At 31.3% G+C, this 19,781-nt stretch carries 16 protein-coding genes; 6 read left to right on the plus strand and 10 right to left on the minus strand.

The genetic code is table 11. The features are described 5' to 3' along the window. Nucleotides 1-65 precede the first annotated feature (65 nt). From IMCC3317_RS19585 to IMCC3317_RS19595, 3 genes are all read left to right on the plus strand, one after another. On the plus strand, nucleotides 66-1,673 hold the full coding sequence (locus IMCC3317_RS19585; protein WP_160131172.1) for a SulP family inorganic anion transporter: 1,608 nt from the start codon (nucleotides 66-68) through the stop codon (nucleotides 1,671-1,673). A gap of 86 nt (nucleotides 1,674-1,759) precedes the next feature. Then, entirely contained in the window at nucleotides 1,760-3,973 is a 2,214-nt protein-coding gene (locus IMCC3317_RS19590) for a tetratricopeptide repeat-containing hybrid sensor histidine kinase/response regulator (protein WP_160131173.1), read from the plus strand. After that, entirely contained in the window at nucleotides 3,963-6,149 is a 2,187-nt protein-coding gene (locus IMCC3317_RS19595) for a tetratricopeptide repeat-containing hybrid sensor histidine kinase/response regulator (RefSeq protein ID WP_160131174.1), read from the plus strand. Before IMCC3317_RS19590 ends, IMCC3317_RS19595 begins: the two co-directional genes overlap by 11 nt. A gap of 414 nt (nucleotides 6,150-6,563) precedes the next feature. Here the strand turns inward: IMCC3317_RS19595 and coaD are convergent, their stop codons facing one another. Both coaD and IMCC3317_RS19605 read right to left on the minus strand, forming a co-directional pair. Continuing rightward, nucleotides 6,564-7,019: a pantetheine-phosphate adenylyltransferase gene (gene coaD / locus IMCC3317_RS19600; protein ID WP_160131175.1), complete on the minus strand. Its 456-nt coding sequence runs from the start codon at nucleotides 7,017-7,019 to the stop codon at nucleotides 6,564-6,566. 32 nt (nucleotides 7,020-7,051) lie between these two features. Next, nucleotides 7,052-8,032 (minus strand): D-alanine--D-alanine ligase, encoded by a 981-nt coding sequence (locus IMCC3317_RS19605; protein ID WP_160131176.1) that lies wholly within the window; start codon nucleotides 8,030-8,032, stop codon nucleotides 7,052-7,054. Between the two features lie 121 nt (nucleotides 8,033-8,153). Between IMCC3317_RS19605 and IMCC3317_RS19610 the strand changes: the two genes are divergently transcribed. Both IMCC3317_RS19610 and IMCC3317_RS19615 read left to right on the plus strand, forming a co-directional pair. Then, complete coding sequence (locus tag IMCC3317_RS19610; protein ID WP_160131177.1) at nucleotides 8,154-8,753, plus strand: PASTA domain-containing protein; 600 nt, start codon at nucleotides 8,154-8,156, stop codon at nucleotides 8,751-8,753. Next, complete coding sequence (locus IMCC3317_RS19615) at nucleotides 8,740-9,780, plus strand: RluA family pseudouridine synthase (protein WP_160131178.1); 1,041 nt, start codon at nucleotides 8,740-8,742, stop codon at nucleotides 9,778-9,780. Before IMCC3317_RS19610 ends, IMCC3317_RS19615 begins: the two co-directional genes overlap by 14 nt. A gap of 50 nt (nucleotides 9,781-9,830) precedes the next feature. On the opposite strand, the gene IMCC3317_RS19620 is transcribed toward IMCC3317_RS19615, so the two are convergent. The 5 genes from IMCC3317_RS19620 to IMCC3317_RS19640 form a co-directional block, all read right to left on the minus strand. Beyond that, on the minus strand, nucleotides 9,831-10,274 hold the full coding sequence (locus tag IMCC3317_RS19620) for a hypothetical protein (protein ID WP_160131179.1): 444 nt from the start codon (nucleotides 10,272-10,274) through the stop codon (nucleotides 9,831-9,833). 684 nt (nucleotides 10,275-10,958) lie between these two features. Continuing rightward, nucleotides 10,959-11,225 (minus strand): hypothetical protein, encoded by a 267-nt coding sequence (locus tag IMCC3317_RS19625; RefSeq protein ID WP_160131180.1) that lies wholly within the window; start codon nucleotides 11,223-11,225, stop codon nucleotides 10,959-10,961. Nucleotides 11,226-11,341: 116 nt separating this feature from the next. Next, nucleotides 11,342-11,647, minus strand: a complete 306-nt coding sequence (locus tag IMCC3317_RS19630) for a hypothetical protein (protein ID WP_160131181.1) — start codon at nucleotides 11,645-11,647, stop codon at nucleotides 11,342-11,344. A gap of 116 nt (nucleotides 11,648-11,763) precedes the next feature. Then, nucleotides 11,764-12,417, minus strand: coding sequence for a hypothetical protein (locus IMCC3317_RS19635; RefSeq protein ID WP_160131182.1), 654 nt, complete (start codon nucleotides 12,415-12,417; stop codon nucleotides 11,764-11,766). 111 nt (nucleotides 12,418-12,528) lie between these two features. Next, nucleotides 12,529-13,056 (minus strand): hypothetical protein, encoded by a 528-nt coding sequence (locus tag IMCC3317_RS19640; protein WP_160131183.1) that lies wholly within the window; start codon nucleotides 13,054-13,056, stop codon nucleotides 12,529-12,531. A 124-nt stretch (nucleotides 13,057-13,180) separates the two neighbouring features. Here IMCC3317_RS19640 and IMCC3317_RS19645 point away from each other — a divergent pair, with 124 nt between their 5' ends. Continuing rightward, on the plus strand, nucleotides 13,181-13,801 hold the full coding sequence (locus IMCC3317_RS19645) for a JAB domain-containing protein (protein ID WP_160131184.1): 621 nt from the start codon (nucleotides 13,181-13,183) through the stop codon (nucleotides 13,799-13,801). A gap of 981 nt (nucleotides 13,802-14,782) precedes the next feature. On the opposite strand, the gene IMCC3317_RS19650 is transcribed toward IMCC3317_RS19645, so the two are convergent. The 3 genes from IMCC3317_RS19650 to IMCC3317_RS19660 all read right to left on the minus strand — a co-directional run bounded on the left by IMCC3317_RS19650 (nucleotide 14,783) and on the right by IMCC3317_RS19660 (nucleotide 19,738). After that, nucleotides 14,783-15,346 (minus strand): hypothetical protein, encoded by a 564-nt coding sequence (locus IMCC3317_RS19650; protein WP_160131185.1) that lies wholly within the window; start codon nucleotides 15,344-15,346, stop codon nucleotides 14,783-14,785. A gap of 5 nt (nucleotides 15,347-15,351) precedes the next feature. Next, nucleotides 15,352-18,021, minus strand: coding sequence for a hypothetical protein (locus IMCC3317_RS19655; protein WP_160131186.1), 2,670 nt, complete (start codon nucleotides 18,019-18,021; stop codon nucleotides 15,352-15,354). A gap of 202 nt (nucleotides 18,022-18,223) precedes the next feature. After that, nucleotides 18,224-19,738 carry a hypothetical protein gene (locus IMCC3317_RS19660; RefSeq protein ID WP_160131187.1) on the minus strand — a complete coding sequence of 505 codons (1,515 nt, stop codon included), beginning with the start codon at nucleotides 19,736-19,738 and terminating at the stop codon, nucleotides 18,224-18,226. Between the last annotated feature and the right edge of the window lie 43 nt (nucleotides 19,739-19,781).

Raw genomic sequence — 19,781 nt, forward strand, 5'->3', positions numbered from 1 at the left:
GTTAGTAGAAATAATAACTGTATTTTTGCCGCTTCTTAAATTTAAGAAAACAAGAGCAAAGAATTATGACTGAGTTTATTAGAAAGAGAGCGGCGAATGCCAAAAATGATATTTTAAGCGGATTAACAGTTGCCTTGGCATTAGTGCCAGAAGCTGTTGCGTTTGCTTTTGTAGCTGATGTTCCGCCAATGGTTGGACTTTATGGAGCTTTTATGATGGGAATTATTACCGCAATTTTCGGTGGACGACCAGGTATGATTTCTGGAGCAACAGGAGCAATGGCAGTTGTAATGATCGCTTTAGTAAAAAAAGGAAACGAATTTGGCGCAGGTACCGATTTAGGCGAACAAGGACTTCAATTTTTATTCATCACATTATTAATGGTTGGAGTAATTCAAGCAATGGCAGGAGTTTTTAAACTTGGAAAATTTGTCCGATTGATTCCGCATCCAGTAATGATGGGATTTGTAAACGGTTTGGCTATTGTAATTTTTATGTCTCAATTAGAAATGTTCAAAACAGGAACTGGTGATAGTAAAACGTGGCTCGAAGGCGCAACTTTATGGTTTACACTTGGTTTGGTAGGTTTGACGATGTTGATAATGTGGGGATTGCCAAAATTAACTAAGAAATTACCAGAAGCATTAATTGCGATTGCGGTAGTTTCTGCGATTGTAATTTTCGGAAATGTTGATGTTGCAACCGTAAAATCGTTTATTATTGAAGGAAGTGGAGGAGAAGTAACTGGATTGAAAGGTGATTTGCCACAATTCCAAACGAGCATATTTGCGGCTGAATTATGGAGCATGAAAAGCTTATTAATAATGGCACCTTACGCGTTTATTTTAGCAGCTATCGGATTGATAGAATCGTTAATGACATTAAACTTAGTGGACGAATTGACGGAAACTCGTGGAAATGGTAATCGGGAGTGTTTGGCACAAGGTGGCGCAAACATTCTAAACGGACTTTTCGGTGGAATGGGCGGTTGCGCAATGATTGGACAATCAATCATTAATATAAAAGGTGGCGGACGCGGAAGACTTTCAGGAATTGTTGCTGCATTAGCTTTGTTATGTTTCATATTATTTGCGTCAGGCTTGATAGAACAAGTGCCAATTGCGGCGTTAGTTGGTGTCATGTTCATGGTTGTTATTGGAACATTTGCTTGGAGTAGTTTTAGAATTTTAAACAAAATACCAGTAAGTGATGCTATTATTTTAATTGCCGTTTCTTTAATTACGGTTTGGAAAGATTTAGCAGTTGCTGTAATTGCTGGAGTTATTATTTCAGCGTTGGTATTTTCATGGGAAAATGCAAAACGAATTCGTGCTAGAAAACGTATTCAAGATGATGGAACGAAAGTATACGAGATTTTTGGGCCTTTATTCTTTGGAAGCATTCAAGCATTTAATAATAAATTTGATATCAAAAATGATCCAGAAAAAGTGGTTATTGACTTTATGGAATCAAGAGTTTCAGATCATTCTGCATTGGAAGCAATTTTCAATCTAATACAAAAATACGAAGCAGCAGGAAAGCAATTGCGTGTGAAACATTTAAGTGAAGATTGTAAAGCTTTGATGGTGAAAGCATCACCTAAATTAGCAAATGTGATTGAAGATGCTGTCGACGATCCAAGATACTACGTGATGACGAGTCCTGAGAAATAATTATTTACCAAGTATAGGTTAAATTACGTAGGAAACAGCACTAATTTTTGTACCTTTTTCGACATATTTTAGCCTGTCTATAAACCATGAATACCATACGTGTATTTTTACTATTTTTTGTCTTTGCATCTGTATCACATGGACAAATAGGTCGTACCGTTGATAAAGATAGTATTATCCGATTGCACGAATCGGCTAAAGAACTTTCGCTACACCAAAAATTTAATCAAGCACTTAGCAACAGTCAAGAAGCATTAAAATATGCTAGCCTTATTGATAATGACAGTTTGGTCGCTGAAAGCTATAAAACATTAGGAATTGTATATATTCGGATGGATTATGGAGCGTTAGCCATTGAAAACCAAACGAATGTAGCTTCATATTATACAGATTCAAATAATGAAATTGGCTTGATGAAAGTGTATCATGACATTGGTTCTTATTTTTACGAAAACAATGAATATGAAGTGGCAGAAACGCAACTAAAACGTAGTTTGGCACTTTCCGAAAAGGTTCCTAATGATTTTAATTCTATCTATCCAAAATATACTATTGGGCAATTATACTTAAGCAAGAAAGAATACGCAAAAGCGGAAGATTGCTTCGAAAAAGTGCTGGAATATTGTATTGATAATCCTAAGTATCTTCCAACATCTAAAATAATAGAAACAGCATATTATTTCAAAGGACAATCATTATTTGGACAAGAGAAACTAGCAGAAGCTGAAAAACAATTCCAAAAAACAATTTCTTTGTGTGACTTAGAAAACGTAGCACATATTGAATTGTTAGCATTGACATACGAAGGTTTAGCAAAGATATACGACAAAAAAGGTGATAAAGAAGCAGCACTAGAAGCTTTGGAAAAGCATATTCAGTATTATGAAATATTCTATGTTCAGAAAAAAGAAAAAACACTCTCAGAGATTGTTGTAAAATATGGAATTGACGCCTATGAAGATCATTTAGAAAACATAGAAAATGAACAAGCGGCGAAAGAAATGTATATTAAATATTACAAGAAATCAATCTTTATTTTAATTATCATTTTAATTGTTTTAGCCTTGTTATTATGTGTTTTCTACTTGAATCAGCGCGCAAGAGTTAAAACAAATGCATTGTTAAGCGGACAAAACCGAGAATTGTTTGAAGCAAAAAAGCAGATTGAAAATGTATCTAAAATTCGATCAAATTTCTTTTCGTTAATAAGTCACGAATTGCGAACACCTTTATATGCAATTATTGGAATGACGAATTTATTACTGCTTGAAAAACCCGAAAAATACCAAGAACAGTATTTAAAATCATTAAAATTTTCAGGCGAACATTTACTGGCAATCATCAATAATATTCTACAAATGAATAAAATTGAAGCTAGTAAAATGAAGACGATAGAAGAAAGTGTTGATTTGCGAAAAAGTATCAAAAACGTATTAACTTCTGTAAACTTTTTGGTCAAAGAGAATCGGAATACGATTGATGTAAAAATTGACGAAAATATTCCACGTGAATTGCTAGGTGATAGTCTGAAAATTTCTCAAGTTCTTTTCAATCTATTGGATAATGCGGTTCGGTATAATATGGAAGCAACGATTCGATTAAAAATCAGTCAGATTGCAGAAACAGCAGAAATTGTGGTGTTGAAATTCTCTATAAAGGACAATGGTTTGGGGATTCCGCAACAAAAGAAACATATCATTTTTGAAAACCTTGAAAAAGGAATCATTTTAACTGAAGATAATGGCTATCTCGATTTAGGTTTAGGATTGACAACGGTAAACAATCTATTAAAAGTATTAAAATCCAAATTACACTTACGAAGCGTATTAAACAGAGGTTCAGAATTTTATTTTGAATTGATATTGCGCAAAGCCGAAGTTTCTGAAATTACGGAGCAAGAATTTGAAAACAAAGAATATAATTTCAGCAATCTGAAAATTTTAATTGTAGATGATAATGCTGTAAATGGGTTGTTGACACAGAAAATTTTAGAACGTAAACAAATAGAAACAAAAGTAGTGCACAGTGGTTTTTCTGCATTAGATATTTTGGATAAACAAGATTTTGACCTCATACTAATGGACATGTTTATGCCAAAATTGAACGGACTTCAAACCATTCAAAAAATTAGAGAAAACGATAACAACATTCCGATCATTCTTTTAACAGCAATGGAAATATCGGATGCGTATGCAAAAGTGGTTGACACAAAAATTAGTGGCGTTATCAGTAAACCTTTTGAGCCAGAATTATTGTATGATAAAATTGAGTATGTAATATACGAATCAAGTGAAGAATAATAAATTACTACATATCGTCCTTTGCTTGTTTGCTTGTTCGCAATTAGTTGCGCAAGAAGTGTCTGCTGATAGTATTAAAAAGTTAAATACGAAAGCTTTCTACTTGGCTAGATCCTATAGTTTTGGAAAAGCACTTTCGTACAGTTACCTCGCTATACAACATGCTACAAGGAATGAAGATGATGCTTCATTGGCGCAATCATACAATGTATTAGGAGATACATATAGTAAAATGCAGTATCGCAATAAGGCACGGAAATATTACGAAAAAGCACTCAAAATCCAGCAAGAACTTGATAATAAACATGAAATTGTACTCTCATATCATAATTTATCTAACATCTCGAAAAACGAAAAAGAGTATAAAAAAGCATATCAATATTTACAAAAAGGGTATAAAATAGCTGAAGCTTCTGGCAATATGGAAGATGTTTTAGTTATGGATTGGGTTAAAATTGTATTACTTCAAGAGGAAAATAACTATGAAGAATTGTTGCTCTTTTTAGACGAAATGATGGTGCGTGTAAAAAATATAAAATCTGAAAAGATGATGTATACGGTGCGCATTAATTATTTAGAATACACCAAAGGCGATGCATATTATCATTTGAGAGATTTTGAAAAAGCACAAAATTTCTTAGAAAAACATACTACGAATGAGTATGTCCATGTGTCGGATCTTGCAAAATCATACAAGCAATTAGCGGAAATCTACAAAACGAAAGGAGAAGTAGATAAGCAACGAATGGCACAACTGAATTATCAAGAAAATCTAAAGAAGAAATTAGATGAAGATCAAGATCTTGTGCAAAAAGAACTATTAGCAAATTATAATTTACGAAAAGATCAACTTCAATTAGATGAATTAGGGGAAGAAAGAAATTTTCAAAAAAGTGTTAGTATGAATCAATTTAAAGCGATTCTAGTAATTATTATATTGCTCTTAATTGGTTGTATCATTTTAGGAACATTAATTATTAAAACGATTTATAAAAAGATAAAAAGTAACAAGTTGCTTCGCTTGAAACACAACAAATTGGAAGAAGCAAAACTAAAGGCGGAAATGACGTCTAAAACAAAGTCAAACTTCTTTTCCATGATGAGTCACGAATTGAGAACACCTTTATATGCCGTGACAGGAATTACACATTTACTATTAGAAGAAAATCCAAAACCATCACAACAACAATACTTAAAATCATTAAAATTTTCGGGCGATCATTTATTATCATTAGTGAATAATATTCTGCAAGCCAACAAACTAGAAGACAATACGATTACAATTGGCGCATCAACATTCAACCTAAAAGCAAATATTGATAATATTGTAAAATCGTTTGATTTGCTGATAAAAGATCGTGAAAACGAATTGAATATTGCCTATGATAAAGAAATTCCAGAATTGTTAGTTGGCGATAGTTTAAAAATTTCGCAAATACTCATCAACCTTATCAGTAACGCCATTAAATTTACCAAAGGTGGAACGATTCGTTTAAGTGTAGAAAAGGTAGAAGAAACCCTAGGAGACGTACAACTGCATTTCTGTGTGCAAGATACTGGAATCGGAATTGCGAAAGAAAGACAGGAAACAGTATTTGAAATGTTTTCGCAAAACCATGAAGCGATCAATGAAGAATATCAAGGTTCTGGTTTAGGATTATCGATTGTGAAAAAATTATTAGAAGTCTACAATAGTGACATTTATTTAGAAAGTAGAGAAAACGTTGGTACTACATTTACATTCGACATTCGCTTCCCGAAAGCTATGGAAGGTGTTGAGATGAATATAGAAGTTCATTTGGATGATGTAGATTTCAGTCAATTAAAAATGTTAGTGGTTGATGATAATAAAATCAATCAGATGTTGACAAAGAAAATTCTATCTACCAAAAAAATTACCACAGATATTGTGGCAAGTGGCGCGGAAGCTATTGAAATTGTAAAACACAATCAGTACGATGTCATTTTGATGGATATTCACATGCCAGAAATGGACGGTTATGAGGCTACAATAGCTATTCGGAAATTTAATAAAGAAGTACCAATCATAGCTTTTACAGCAGTTTCATTGGATGATAGTTTACCTAAAATTGTCAATTCAGGAATGAACGATATGATTTTAAAACCGTTTGTAGCGGAACAATTATTTGCATTGATTCAGAAGTATATGAAGTAGTTGTTTTGGACTCGCTTCGCTTTTGGAATGTTGGTATCGCTTTTGGAAACGGCTTCGCCTTTAGTATCGCTACGCTCTTTGTATTTTGGTATGTGAATTATTTACATATTAGATAAACTCATAAACCTTTCAACTTTTAAATTAAAATTTTACTGGCGGACTTACCTCGCAGGCTCGATAATTATAACGTCTCTTCGAGTGGTTTTTCGGAATGAAATGAAGAAAAATTGTATCGAGAAGTACTTTGTTATTTTGAAGTTGAAGTTGAAGTTGAAAAATATCGAATATCGAACAAGGAATGTTGAATGTTGAATGTTGAAGTTTTGTGAAGAAATTCCAAATAAAAATAGCTGAATTCTAAATGAAAAAAATATTTTTCCTAATTCCTAATTCCTAATTCCTAATTCCTAATTCCTAACCAACCCGAACACTCACAGGAACCAACAACGTATAATCTCCGTTATTGCGAATTACATCACGAACAATAGAAGATGAAATATACGATGTACTTGCGGCTGTTAGTAAAAAGACAGTTTCTACAGGCGCTAAATCACGATTGGTATGTGCAATGGCTTTTTCAAACTCAAAATCGGCAGGATTACGAAGTCCACGAAGGATAAAATCAATGTTATTCTTTTCACAAAAATGAACTGTTAAACCTTCATACGTAACCACAGTTACTTTTGGTTCATCCTTAAAAGAATCTTCAATAAATTTTTTACGTTGTTCCAAACTGAACATATATTTTTTGTCAGCATTCACGCCAATTGCTACAATAATTTCATCAAACAGCTTCACGCCACGTTTAATAATATCGTAATGTCCTAACGTAAACGGATCAAAAGATCCTGGGAAAATAGCTCGTTTCATTGCTTTAAAATTTCAATCAAAAATACAAGGTACTACTTTTTAGCCAAAGCCAATTCAACAGCATTCCCAAATAATTCGGGCAATGAAATTCTTGCTGCTTTTGCTTGTTGTGGCAAAATACTTTCTTCGGTCATTCCAGGAACTGTATTTACTTCTAAAAGATGAGGTTCATCGTCTTTAAAAATAAATTCACTTCGCGAAAAACCTTCCATTTTTAAAATTTTATAGATGTTTTTGGCAATTTTGGATACTTTTTCAGCCATTTCAGTCGAAATTCGTGCAGGCGTAATTTCTTGCGATTTGCCTAAATACTTTGCTTCATAATCAAAAAAGTCATTATCAGACACAATTTCGGTAATTGGCAATACGGTAATTTTTCCTTTAAAATTAATTACTCCAACAGAAACTTCTACACCATCCAAAAACGATTCAATAATCACTTCATCATCTTCTTTCAGTGCAACAGCAACCGCATTTTGTAATTCTTCTAGTTTATAAACTTTCGAAATTCCAAAACTACTTCCTGCTTTATTCGCTTTCACAAAACATGGCAAACCAACTTTGGCAACAATTGCTTTTTCATCAATTTTATCACCAACATTCAAATAATACGAAGTCGCACATTTAATTCCATAGGGTTTTAAGGCAGACAATAAATCACGTTTATTAAACGTCAGTGCTGCTTGGTACATTCCACAACTTGTCTGTGGAATTCCTAAAAGCGCTAAATATCCTTGAATATAACCATCTTCTCCAGGCGTTCCATGAATTGCATTAAACACACAATCAAACGTAATTTTAATATCGTCAATAGTTACGGAAAAATCATTTTTATCAATTGGAAATTCCTTTCCAACAGTAGTGACACAAACCCATTTATCTTTAAAAATATGAACCTTGTACGGACTATATTTTTCGCTGTCTAAATGTTTATAAACTACACTTCCAGTTTTAAGTGAAATGGCGTATTCATTAGAATAACCGCCCATAATAATGGCTATATTTTTCTTCATTTGAATAAGAAATAACTGAAATAAACGTTCTATAAACGAAAGTAAATGTATTTGATGACAAATCAAAGTACAATAATAGGAATAATAGTATGTATATTTGTCGCATTAAAACGTATTGTAAATGGATTTTATTAAGTTTATATTCTCTAAAGGATTCTTAAAACATGTTGGAATTGCTGTTGGTGTAATTATTGTGTTGGTTTTTTTAATCATGCAATGGCTAAATTACTCTACTAATAACGGAGAATTTAAAACCGTTCCAGATTTGAGCAAACTCTCTTTTGAAGAAGCAAAAGAAAAATTAGCGCTAAACGATTTGGATTATAAATTACAAGATACCATCAATTACAATCCAGATTATCCTGCATTCTCCGTAATTGAGCAAAGTCCAGCAGCAGGCGAAAAAGTAAAAGAAAATCGAAAAATATACCTAAAAATAAATCCTTCTAAATACAGAGAAATTACAATTCCTTACGTGATTCAAATTACAAGAAGAACTGCGGAATCTACCTTAAATGCTGTTGGATTTGAAGTAGAAAAAGTAAGCTACAAAGACAATATCGGAAAAGATATGGTTTTAGGTATGCAATACAAAGGAAAACCTATTTCGCCAGGAGATAGACTTCCAAAAACATCAAAAATAGAATTGATTCTAGGAAACGGAAATCGTCCAGGAGGATCAAGTGCTAATGACGAAAATGATAACAATGCAGGAGAATAACTTTCCAGAAACACAAGAAGAATCAGACGAATTGTACGAACACTATTCGTTTACAGCCGAAAAAGGACAACAACCATTACGTGTTGACAAATATTTAATGAATTTCATTGAAAATGCTACGCGAAATAAAATTCAGCAAGCAGCCAAAGATGGAAACATTCTTGTAAATGACGTTGCCGTAAAATCAAATTACAAAGTAAAAGGAAATGACGTCATCAGAGTTTTATTTGCGCATCCGCCACATGAAAACTTATTAGTTGGCGAAGACATTCCGGTTGATGTTGTTTATGAAGATGAAGACTTATTAGTTGTCAACAAACCTGCGGGAATGGTTGTGCATCCAGGACACGGAAACTACTCAGGAACGTTGATTAACGCATTGATTTATCACTTTGATAATCTTCCAAAAAACTCCAGCGATCGCCCAGGATTAGTACATCGAATAGATAAAGATACCAGTGGTTTATTGGTTGTAGCCAAAACGGAAGAAGCTATGACGCATTTGGCAAAGCAGTTTTTTAACAAAACTTCGGAGCGTATTTACTATGCGTTAGTTTGGGGAAATGTAGCAGAAGACGAAGGAACTATTGAAGGTAATATTGGTCGTCATCCTAAAAATAGATTGCAGAATACTGTTTTCTTTGGAGATGAAGCTGAAAAAGGAAAAGCAGCCGTTACACATTACAAAGTTTTAGAACGTTTAGGATATGTAACGTTAGTTTCATGTCAGTTAGAAACGGGTCGTACGCATCAAATTCGTGTACACATGAAACACATTGGTCATACATTATTCAATGATTCGCGTTATGGTGGCGAACGTATTTTAAAAGGAACAACCTTTACCAAATACAAACAATTTGTAGATAATTGTTTCAAGATTTTACCGAGACAAGCATTGCATGCAAAAACGCTCGGATTCATTCATCCGCGAACAGGCGAGAAGATGAGTTTCAACTCAGAAGTTCCTACAGATATTGCAGAATGTGTTGAAAAATGGCGCCATTATGCGAAGCATACAGGTTTTTAGTTGTGAGATATTAGTATTGAGTATTATTAATTTTAACTCATAACTCATAACTATTTCTTCGCATCAAACAACAACGATTTCTTCTTAAAATCGAGTCGCACTTGATTGAATTTTTTCTTTTGAATAAAGTTTAAATCTTTCTTAGTAATTTCAAAGCTAATTGCGGTCATCCAACGCGTAGAAACATTTGAAAAATCTGAATTAATTTCATAAGAATCAGAAGTTAACGTTAATTCATTATCGCCTAAAAATGTCAATGTAACTCCTTTCAACGTTTTAATTTTCGTAGTACCTAAAACGGTAACTTCCATAAAAACATATCCATTCAATTCTTGAAGTGCTGCCCAAATTCCTCCATGTTCAGAAGTAGCTAGTTGTTCGCCAGCAACTTCTTGCATTTTATTTTCCGTATGTGTATCAATATGAGTACGTTCCATAGAACTAATATTTCCCATACTTGCCAATAACTTATCGAGTGATTTTAATAATTTCATGCGTCTATTTTAAAAGTCTGCAAGATAAAATTATTCTACTAAAGTAGAGCCAATTGGATGAAAAGTTAAAAGTTATAAGTGAAAAACTAAAAACTAAAAACTAAAAACTAAAAACTAAAAGTGAAAAGTTATAAGTGAAAAATGAAAAATGAAAAGTTGATAACGAATTATGAATCAACAAATCAACAACCAATTCTAAAATTATAAATGAAAAACTAAACATATAAAATGTAAAAGTGTTTTTTCCAACAACCAACAACCAACAACCAACAACCAGCAACCAGCAGCTGGTCAAATTTATTACACTTTATTATCAGTATCTTACAGAGTGTGGAGTCCGAAAAACGGTCGATATCTATACTTTTCGGTACTCTAAAACGGTACTTTTTTATAGTTCCAAACTTACCTTTTTTTTCATTGTAATTCTTTACACTTAATTCAATATTTTATTGATGGATTTAACTAGCCATTAAAGACAATTATATACCCAATAATCTTTAACAAAAAAGCCATTAATAAATAGCCACGCTAAACTTGTCATAGCAACATGTAATTTGCCAAACATTCGTAGTCAATAACTAAGTCCAGATCAATTTTGATTAATACTGAGTCTTCGCAATTTTAAGCTGTTGAATAATTGTATCAAGACTAATTTGTTGATTTTTTTTGATACGTTCCCATAATTTATAGAAACAATTGATTATATCTGCTAGATGTGGTTGTTCTTTTTAAGACACATGTTTCATTAGCATGCGTTACTTTTGGATTTGTACCTACTAATAATGCGCCACTTCCTGCGGTGGAATCAAAAATTGATGTTGTTTTATTCATTTGGGTATATTTTGCAATCATCATGTTAATAGGGTAGGGTAAAATATGACTGTGCAAAAATTGTTCTTCATCATTTTTATATACTTGTTCAACTTGTAATATTCTCCAAAAATATCTCATTCCATCTGGCCATATTTTATTTTCAGAAGCGTGAAGATATCTACCTCTAAAAAAATCAATAGAACTTAATTCTACCGCTTTCCAAAGTGCTTCAACGCTAGGTGTTCCTGTTTTTTTTAACTTTCAATTTGCGTTTGTGTTGGCTTTTTATAGCTAAAATATTCACATTGTATGGTAGCTACTAAATGTGTTAAATAATTTTTTAAAACTTTATTTTTTTGCGATTCGATGTCGTTGACTTCTAATTCTTCATCTATAAAATCTCTGTTTAAGGTATTTTCAATATACTGTTCAATGGTCTTTTTAGAAGTATATAAAGCATCGATGACTGCTTTTGTTTCTTTACGCTTTTTGATGAGTGTTTCGTATGGAAGATTAATAAAATCATTACCTTTTTTAAGCTTTAATAGCTTTTTATTCATTTTGTCAACTTGCCTGTTTGCAATATCAATTCCTTTAGCTAGATCGGCAATAGGTCTGAAATTCTTAATGAGATTAATCCAATTGTTAACTTGCTTAACATCGTTTAAAATTTCTTCTAAGCTATGTGTGAAAAATATCCTTTGTGAATATTAACATACGGGTATTGTAAATCTGTTGGGTAATCTAATTCTTTGAGAAAATCTAAACCAACCAATTGCCAATGTATATTCAAATCTGTGGCGGAAAGATCAATACCCAAAGACTTGTGATTTCCTAGTTGTGAGAGCTCAAACAGTTCAAATGCTGAAAGATTCGCTAAATTTTCAGTATTGACTTTAAACAGATATGGAAACTTGATTTTTAAAGATGAAATTTGTTGTGATGGAATCATGCCTTTATGAAATGGTTCATGTACATAAAGTGGAATAAGGACATTAGATAGCTGACGATTTTTAAAAACCAGCTTAGTCTCACAAGATTTTACAGTAATATCTTCTTGTAAAGAGTCTAAAAGTGGTCGCATAATGATGGCAATATTCGCTTTAAAATTGAGATCAAATTCATGAATCCATTCTTTATACAATCGAACTATTTGAACAAGCTGTTTGGTGCGAAAAAAATCAATATTTATTGTAGAAGCTTCTTCAAGTTCTGCGATTAAGGTGTAGATCGTCTTTTTAGTTGCACTTTTAGTAGTTTGTTCAATCGAAGCTAATTTATCAATAATTTCCAAAAGCATTTGTCTGCAAAAGTCAATTTCGTTATCCAATACTTCGGGTTCTGTATCTAAATTTGTATCGTCGTCAGTTATGATATTATGAACAGTATCAATAACAACATCACTTTCTATATCCTCATTTATATTAGTGTCTTTCTCACTTTATAGACGATCATCTTCAACTGGGATTATATAGTTTACATCGCTAGCTCTAATTACAAAATTAGCCTTAAAAAGTGCTCTTGCTCTACGCTTATAATTTCGAGAAAAAATAGTAAGTGAATCAAAGTTATTACTGAAACTCTTAATAGCAAAACGTTCAGCAATAATAGTAGCTACCTTCTTGTATGATTCAAAAACAATAAAATCTGTTTGCAAGAAATGATCATTGTTTTTAAGCTGAATCTCTACAATAGAAAACTTGAGATAATCAATATTCAATTCTGAATCTATAAAAGAAGGAACAATAGGAATCAACTTCCAATCATCATTGGTCTCAAGTACTTTTTTTAGATCATTAGCATACGATACATACGCAGGATGGTAATCAGCATACCACTTTAATTTATTACCAAAGGATTCTTTGAAACCAAGTTTTTCTAAAGAGCTGATTAATTCAATTTCAATAGTATTGGTAAATAAAAGTTCAATTCCGTTTTTGTCTTTGTTGTGCGTTATGTGTACTTGCATTTTATGAAATTTAGTCTTTAAAAGACTAAGGTAAACACAGGTGTTGGAAAATCATTTGTTCACTTTTGGTACTTGGTACGTAAAATGTGTTTTTAACTTTTCTTAATTATTGTATATTTACACTATGAATGTAAGACTAACAGCCGGACAAAAGAAAACGATTCTTAACGGGTATGACGTGTATAGCGTTATGAAACAAATTCTTTTACGTCAAAATAAAATACGCAGAGCGCAGGAATATTTTTGGGTTGTAGGATTGAAAGCAAATAATACGATATTATTTATTGAACTCGTTGCAATTGGTGCGCAAAATACCGTTAATGTATCACCGCCTGATATTTTCCGCATGGGGATTTATAAGCTTGCCGTGCGCATGATTTTAGTACACAATCATCCGAGTGGTAACTTAAATATTTCGCAACCTGACAAAGATATTACGGATAGACTTATAAAAGTTGGTAAGCTTGTAAAGATTGAAGTTTTAGATCATTTGATTATTACGGAAACTGGTTTTACAAGCTTTAAAGATAAAGGTATCATGGACGAACTCCGCAAAAGTGGTTTCTATGAATTGGTAGAAAAGGAATCGGAACAAATGAAAGCTTTTAAATTACAGATTGAAAAAGATAAAGTACGTAATGAAGAACGATATACTATTGCTAAACGCATGAAAGACGAAGGTTATGATATTGACACTATAAAGAAACTCACTGGTTTAAATAAACGTGAGATTGGCAAGGCGTAGCGGCAGTTGTAAAAGAGTAGTGAAATCAATTTATAGAAAGCCCTTTTAAGGGCTTTTTTAGGTTTTTGACAATTGTATTTTGAATATTTCGTATTGCTTAAAATGATTGTTATGATGTTTTGAGTTGCTGTTTTTCTGATGAATTTAAAATATTGCTTCGAACTTATTGAAGACTAAAATAGCTAAGTGATGAGTTAATTTTTGCTTTGATTTTTCAGTTAACTACTAAGCGATGAATTAATTTTTACTAAGCTATTTTCATCTTACTGCTAAGTGATGAGTTATTTTTTGCTTTGAATCTTCAGCTTACCACTAAGTAATGCATAAGTTGAAATGTCTAATGTTAAAAGAACGCCCTTTTATGGCGGCAGATCCAAGATCCAAGATCGGACGACAAGTTATTATACATCTACTTAAGCCTGTTCGAAATATCTTAGATATAAACAATAATATGTTTCAATCAAGGGAAAATTGTAACAGCGGGCATCCCAAAATATGAGCTTGTAACCACACACGATTGTAGGCGTTGATTTATCACAAACTTATTAAGCAATGGTGTAAATGGGGAGCGTATAAAAATACTTCACCTCAGCCAAAGAAAGTAGATTCTAAAGATATGATCGCTACTTACAATAAAACTAGTTTAATTGACAAAGCTGAAGCTTTTTTGAGTGAGCTGAAATTAAGTAGTTTAGAGATTTATATCTATTAATTATAGATGCCTTTAATTTAAGTAGTTTTTATGTGTCAGCTACATAATATTTTCGATAGCTTATTCTTTATAGCCACCACTTGACTAAAATTCAAATTTAATTCTTATATTTTTAAATCGATTAGCCATTTTTCTAATTATTTTCACCAACTTTACTTTTATTTTCTTTGCATTCTGTAATGAAACTTTTATCTGTATCTAGAGCATAAACAGGTATTCTCCTTTGATTTTATAATAGTAAAGTGCTTGATTGAAAATGATTCTAAATGTTAATTAGAAATTTTAATGTAGGTATACATCGAAATGTTAACAGGTCTTGTTTCCGAACCCAGAAGGCTATTATGTGTTTTGACGTTACTTAGGTTTTTCTCTGAGGGGTGATTTCCACCTCCATTAGTATTAAAGTTTTTATACCATTTATTTCCTGTTCCACCCCAGTAATTATGTTCGTGTATTTTAATAAGATCATCCTGGATACTCCCAACTTTTCTATCTTTATCAGGATCTTTTCCTTCTCCATTAACATTACTTGCTCTTATAAACGCTCCTGAAGCATTTGGTAAAAAGTATTTATTATCTTTTTTAGTTAGAATATTCAAATCAAAATTTTCTTCTAAGAGTTTATAAAGTTTTGATTCTTTATTGATTTCTTGACCGTTGAGCAAAACCCAAGTCCCTTTTTGTGTTTTATTGAATTGATTAGGTTTAAGAAGTGATTGCTTTATAATTCCTATATCTTGAAGGGGTTTTTGAAAAATTGAAGAACTCTTAATAGTAAAAGATAATAAGGTAAAGCAGGCAATTGTTAATAAAATAGGTTTAATCTTTTTCATTTTGGTTAGTTTAAATTAACATAATTTTGATATTCTGGTCTATCTTTTACTTTTTCAATAATATCGTATTTGGCTATCTTATTGATAAGTACATTTTGATTTTCTAATAAACCTTGTAAATACTCTGGGTAAAGAATCTTTTGCTCTATTATGTACTCAAAAGTTGGTATAGGTAAATTAACTGCATTTTTTGTAATATCTAAACCTTCAATATTCATAGGTTTTATTTTAATTACAGGTCTAAAATTGAGCTTGTCTCCATCTATAGCTAACTTAAAGAAAGAATTTTCAAAGTTAAAATCATCATTAACTTCAGCAATTAAATTAACAGCTTTATCAAAATCAACTTCGTTTTGAATTGCATAAAATTTTTCAATTTGAGTTGGTAAGGTTAATTCTGTATTTATTAAATAGTTAGAAAGGTTTAATTTTAGATATTCGTTTTGAGAAGTAATTAAATCATAGATTGTCTTTTTGTGAACCAAATTAAAATCTTTCTCTAAAATATGTTTTTTGAAATAAGGTAACAGAATAGCTCCAGAAATAACATTGGTTTGAGCTATAGCTTTGCGATTCTCAATAAGTATGTTTTCAAATTTATTTTTCAAATTTTTATTTTTATTTGAGGTATTAATACTGATTTCAAGAGGTATTGTATAGTTGTCACTGTCTGGGTTTTTATAGAAATAAAAATATGGTTCAGATAAAACAGTAAACTCAGTTAGGGTTAATATGGATTGAGGATAAATTAAAATATCGAGTTGTTCAGGTAAGTTTCGTTTGAAAATATTATCTCTATTATATTGAATATTCAGCTTAGGAATCGCTGTGATATCAGATAAGTTAACAATAGAGTACTCTAAGTTATTGTTGTTAATACTTGGATATACTTGTCTTATCAGATTGTCCATTGGTTCATATATCTTGTTTTCCCAAGTATTACTTTTGTCGAAGCTATTAAAATGCAAGAATGTTTTATTTATAATAGAATTATTCTCTGTGTTATCGAATACAATTCTCACCATATCTTTAACTTTTTGATTCTGTTCATAGAGATTTCTTAATTCATCAAGGGTATTCGCATTTCTAATCCCTTCCCAAAGATGATTGTTTTCAGCTATGTTTTCGATTTTCAGATTTACAATATCTGAATACATTAATTGAGTTATACGGTTTAGTTTACTTTCAATGGTTATTAGTTTTTCATCAATTTTGGTGAATCTCTTTTGATTCTCTATATATAGATCCACATTCAATTTTCTTAAATCTAATATGTTTTCATTTATCACGTCAAGCTTCTTATTCATTTCTTCAAGTTTTTCGTTAATTGTTGCGAACTCTGCCATAATAGCGTCAAACTGCGGGTCTGGCTCTGTACCACCACCAAATAATGCGAAAACACCATTAATAGCTTGTATACCTGCCATAGGATTACCATAAAAAGCCATAGTGCCATTTATAAGAACATTGCCCAAAGCAATTGCTTTATTTGCATTTAAAGCATCCTTAGGTGACAGACCTAAATTACTTGCCAATTCTACAAAATCCCCAGCCTTACTAAGGTAACTTTGAATATTCTGTATAGTTTGAATGTTTTCAAGTGTGTTTTTAGTTTTTAAATATTCGGTATTATTTAAATCATTTTTAAATTTCAAGTCGAGAATCTTAATTTTTCCGCTAGTATTAACATTATCATAAAGCACATCAGTAATTACTCCAATCTTGAATGAATTATCACTAATTAAATGATCATTTTTAGCTTGCAATTTGGACACTAAGGCTATGTCCTCCTTGTGTTTCTCGATTTTTTTTTTGTTAGATGCGATTTGGGTTTCGTTTTTTTTAATGTCAGAGCGCATTTCCTTAACATCTTTCTCTAATTTTTGAAACTTGCTTTCTACTTGCTGATTGAACTTATCTAATCCAGCTACATTTTCTTTAATACCTTCGAGTAATTTTTCATCGAAATCATCAACACTTTTCTTAAAATCGATCATTTTTTTATCAAACTCTTTTGATAATTCATTTTTAGTTTTAGTTATGATATTATCAATATCGTCTTTTTGCTTCTTAAATCTTTGTTCAAAAAAGATTCTATTTTCTTTTATAAATTTTAAACTTTGTTGATCTACAATAGGTGCTAAAATTCTATAATCCTCTGGCTTTAAATTTGCAGAAAAACTTTCGAGTTGTTTGGAAAAATTATTAACTGCTTCGTCATAAGTTAATTCAGGATTATTTTTTAATTCTTTTGAGACACTTGAATTAAAAGCTGATTTGATATTATTGTAAAACTTATTTTTTTCATTTCGTACTCTATCTTCAACAGATTCTTCAGCCTTTTGATAAAGATATTCTTTACCCATAGCAATAAATGGCGACGCAAATTTGTAGTTACTTAAAACATCAGCGAAGCCTTCAGTTATGATTTTTAAGCGTTTATTATAAACTCTAATGTTTTCTGCGCCATCTAAAGGTTTATAAAGCTCGTTGATAATATCAGCATTGTTTTTTATTGCATCAGTTTTAGTATAATCTAAAGAGGGTGACAAGAATTGTTGTTTCCATTCGGGATCATTTTTTAAGAATATTTTTACAGCAAAAGGAATATTATCATTTTGAGAATAGCTTACTAGAAATGCAACGAAGAATAGAATTAGTAAATGTTTTTTCATTAGGTGGTTAGTTTATTTAGCTTGTGTACAAAAAATGTTAGCTAAAATTTATATTATGAAAACTCCTTATGTGCCATACTATAAATAGTAATAAAAGGAAGATTTATTTAAAATTGGTGTTAATCTAATATGCATCTAAAAGATGAAATGTTCCATAAAAAGCGTATTTAATTGGGATTTAAAATACACTATTGTGTTACGGCTATGTTGTCTTATCGGCACTAATAATCTTATCAATTAATTCAGTAAATCTTGGGTAGAATGCTTTAGAAATATAATATAGTTCCCTCATTCGTTCTCTTTTTTCTGACTTATTTTCTTCATGATTATCTAAAACATCGTGCAATACAGATTTTAAATCTTGAATGGAAAAATTACTTTCCATTTCTTTCAATGTTCTGTTATTCTTTCTTATCAAAAACTCTTTTTTTCGTTTTATATAATAATTAGAACAAACTATCAATTCTTTGACTTCTTTCTCTAGAGATAAATTACTATAATGATCACTTTCATTTTCATTAATAAAATGGATTATACTACCTACAATTTTAGTTAACCATTCGCCCCATTTTATATCTTCATTAACTATATGGTCAACGCCAGGAACAATTACCCGATGTAGGCCTGTGCTTGGTAGTATTCTATCAAAACTGTCAACCTCTACTATAGAGTCAGTAGCACTTTGAATTGATAAAAAATTTGAAGAATACCTCCCAAGACGTTCTCGTAAATTTAGAAACTTCGAATCATCTCTATCTTCAGGTTTTTGAGAAAAATAGAGCCATTTGCAAAGTCTTGCATATTCTTTTTGAGAGGGTTCATTTTTTTCAATAATAGAATTCAAATTATTTAATACAGATCGCATCAATTTTCGCCACGTTTCATCTGTATATTTAATCTTTTTGCCATTAATCTTTTTAATGTTTACGGATTCTAAACCTGGTCCACTATTCCAAGTCACACAAGATTGGATTAATTCTCCATAGTCTGGTTTTAATTTTAAGAATGCTCCAATAGCTCTTAGACCTCCTAAAGAGAAGCCTAAGAGAGTAATTTTTAAATCGTGGGGGTTGAATAAGGATTTAAAAAAGCCTTCATCCTTTGAATTTTGACCAGTAATCCTATTAATTAAAGATTCGAGTTCCATAATACTACGTTTAAAATTATAGTAGTACATCATCTCTTTTTCGTCAATAGCATAATCTGTGGGTATGTGACATCTATATACTTTAGAATCAACCGTAGATTTTGAGTCTGCGACTCTTCTATTTAAATGATAAGGTGTTGGTAGAAGTATAGATGCAATTCCATGATTTGCAAATTGACTACCTAAAATGTCATATAAATCAAAGTTTCTAACTTCATTAAGACCATTGAACATTATAACTAACCTTGTAATTCTTTTAGATTTAATTCTATTAGATATCTTCTTTTTAGGAAGATAACATCTTAAATAAAACTCATTCTGGGAATCGTTATGCCAAGCATCTGAAATTTTTTCATCTACTTGACCGATGTTGTCAAGATTGAATTTCTTCATTATTCTAATGTGACTACTACTATCATAATCAGTAAATATATTTTCCTGTTTAAGGTTGTCAATTAAATTTTGATTTGGTTCACCTGTTGCTACATCAATATTGCTTAAGGAATACCTTTGGTCAACTTTTCCAGATGTATAAAAACTTGGAATTCCATTAATTGCTTCATTACTCATTGTTTATTGTTTATGTTTATGCGTGTTAAGTTAAAGCACTTGA

This window comes from Kordia antarctica (assembly GCF_009901525.1).
GTDB classification, from domain to species: Bacteria; Bacteroidota; Bacteroidia; order Flavobacteriales; family Flavobacteriaceae; genus Kordia; species Kordia antarctica.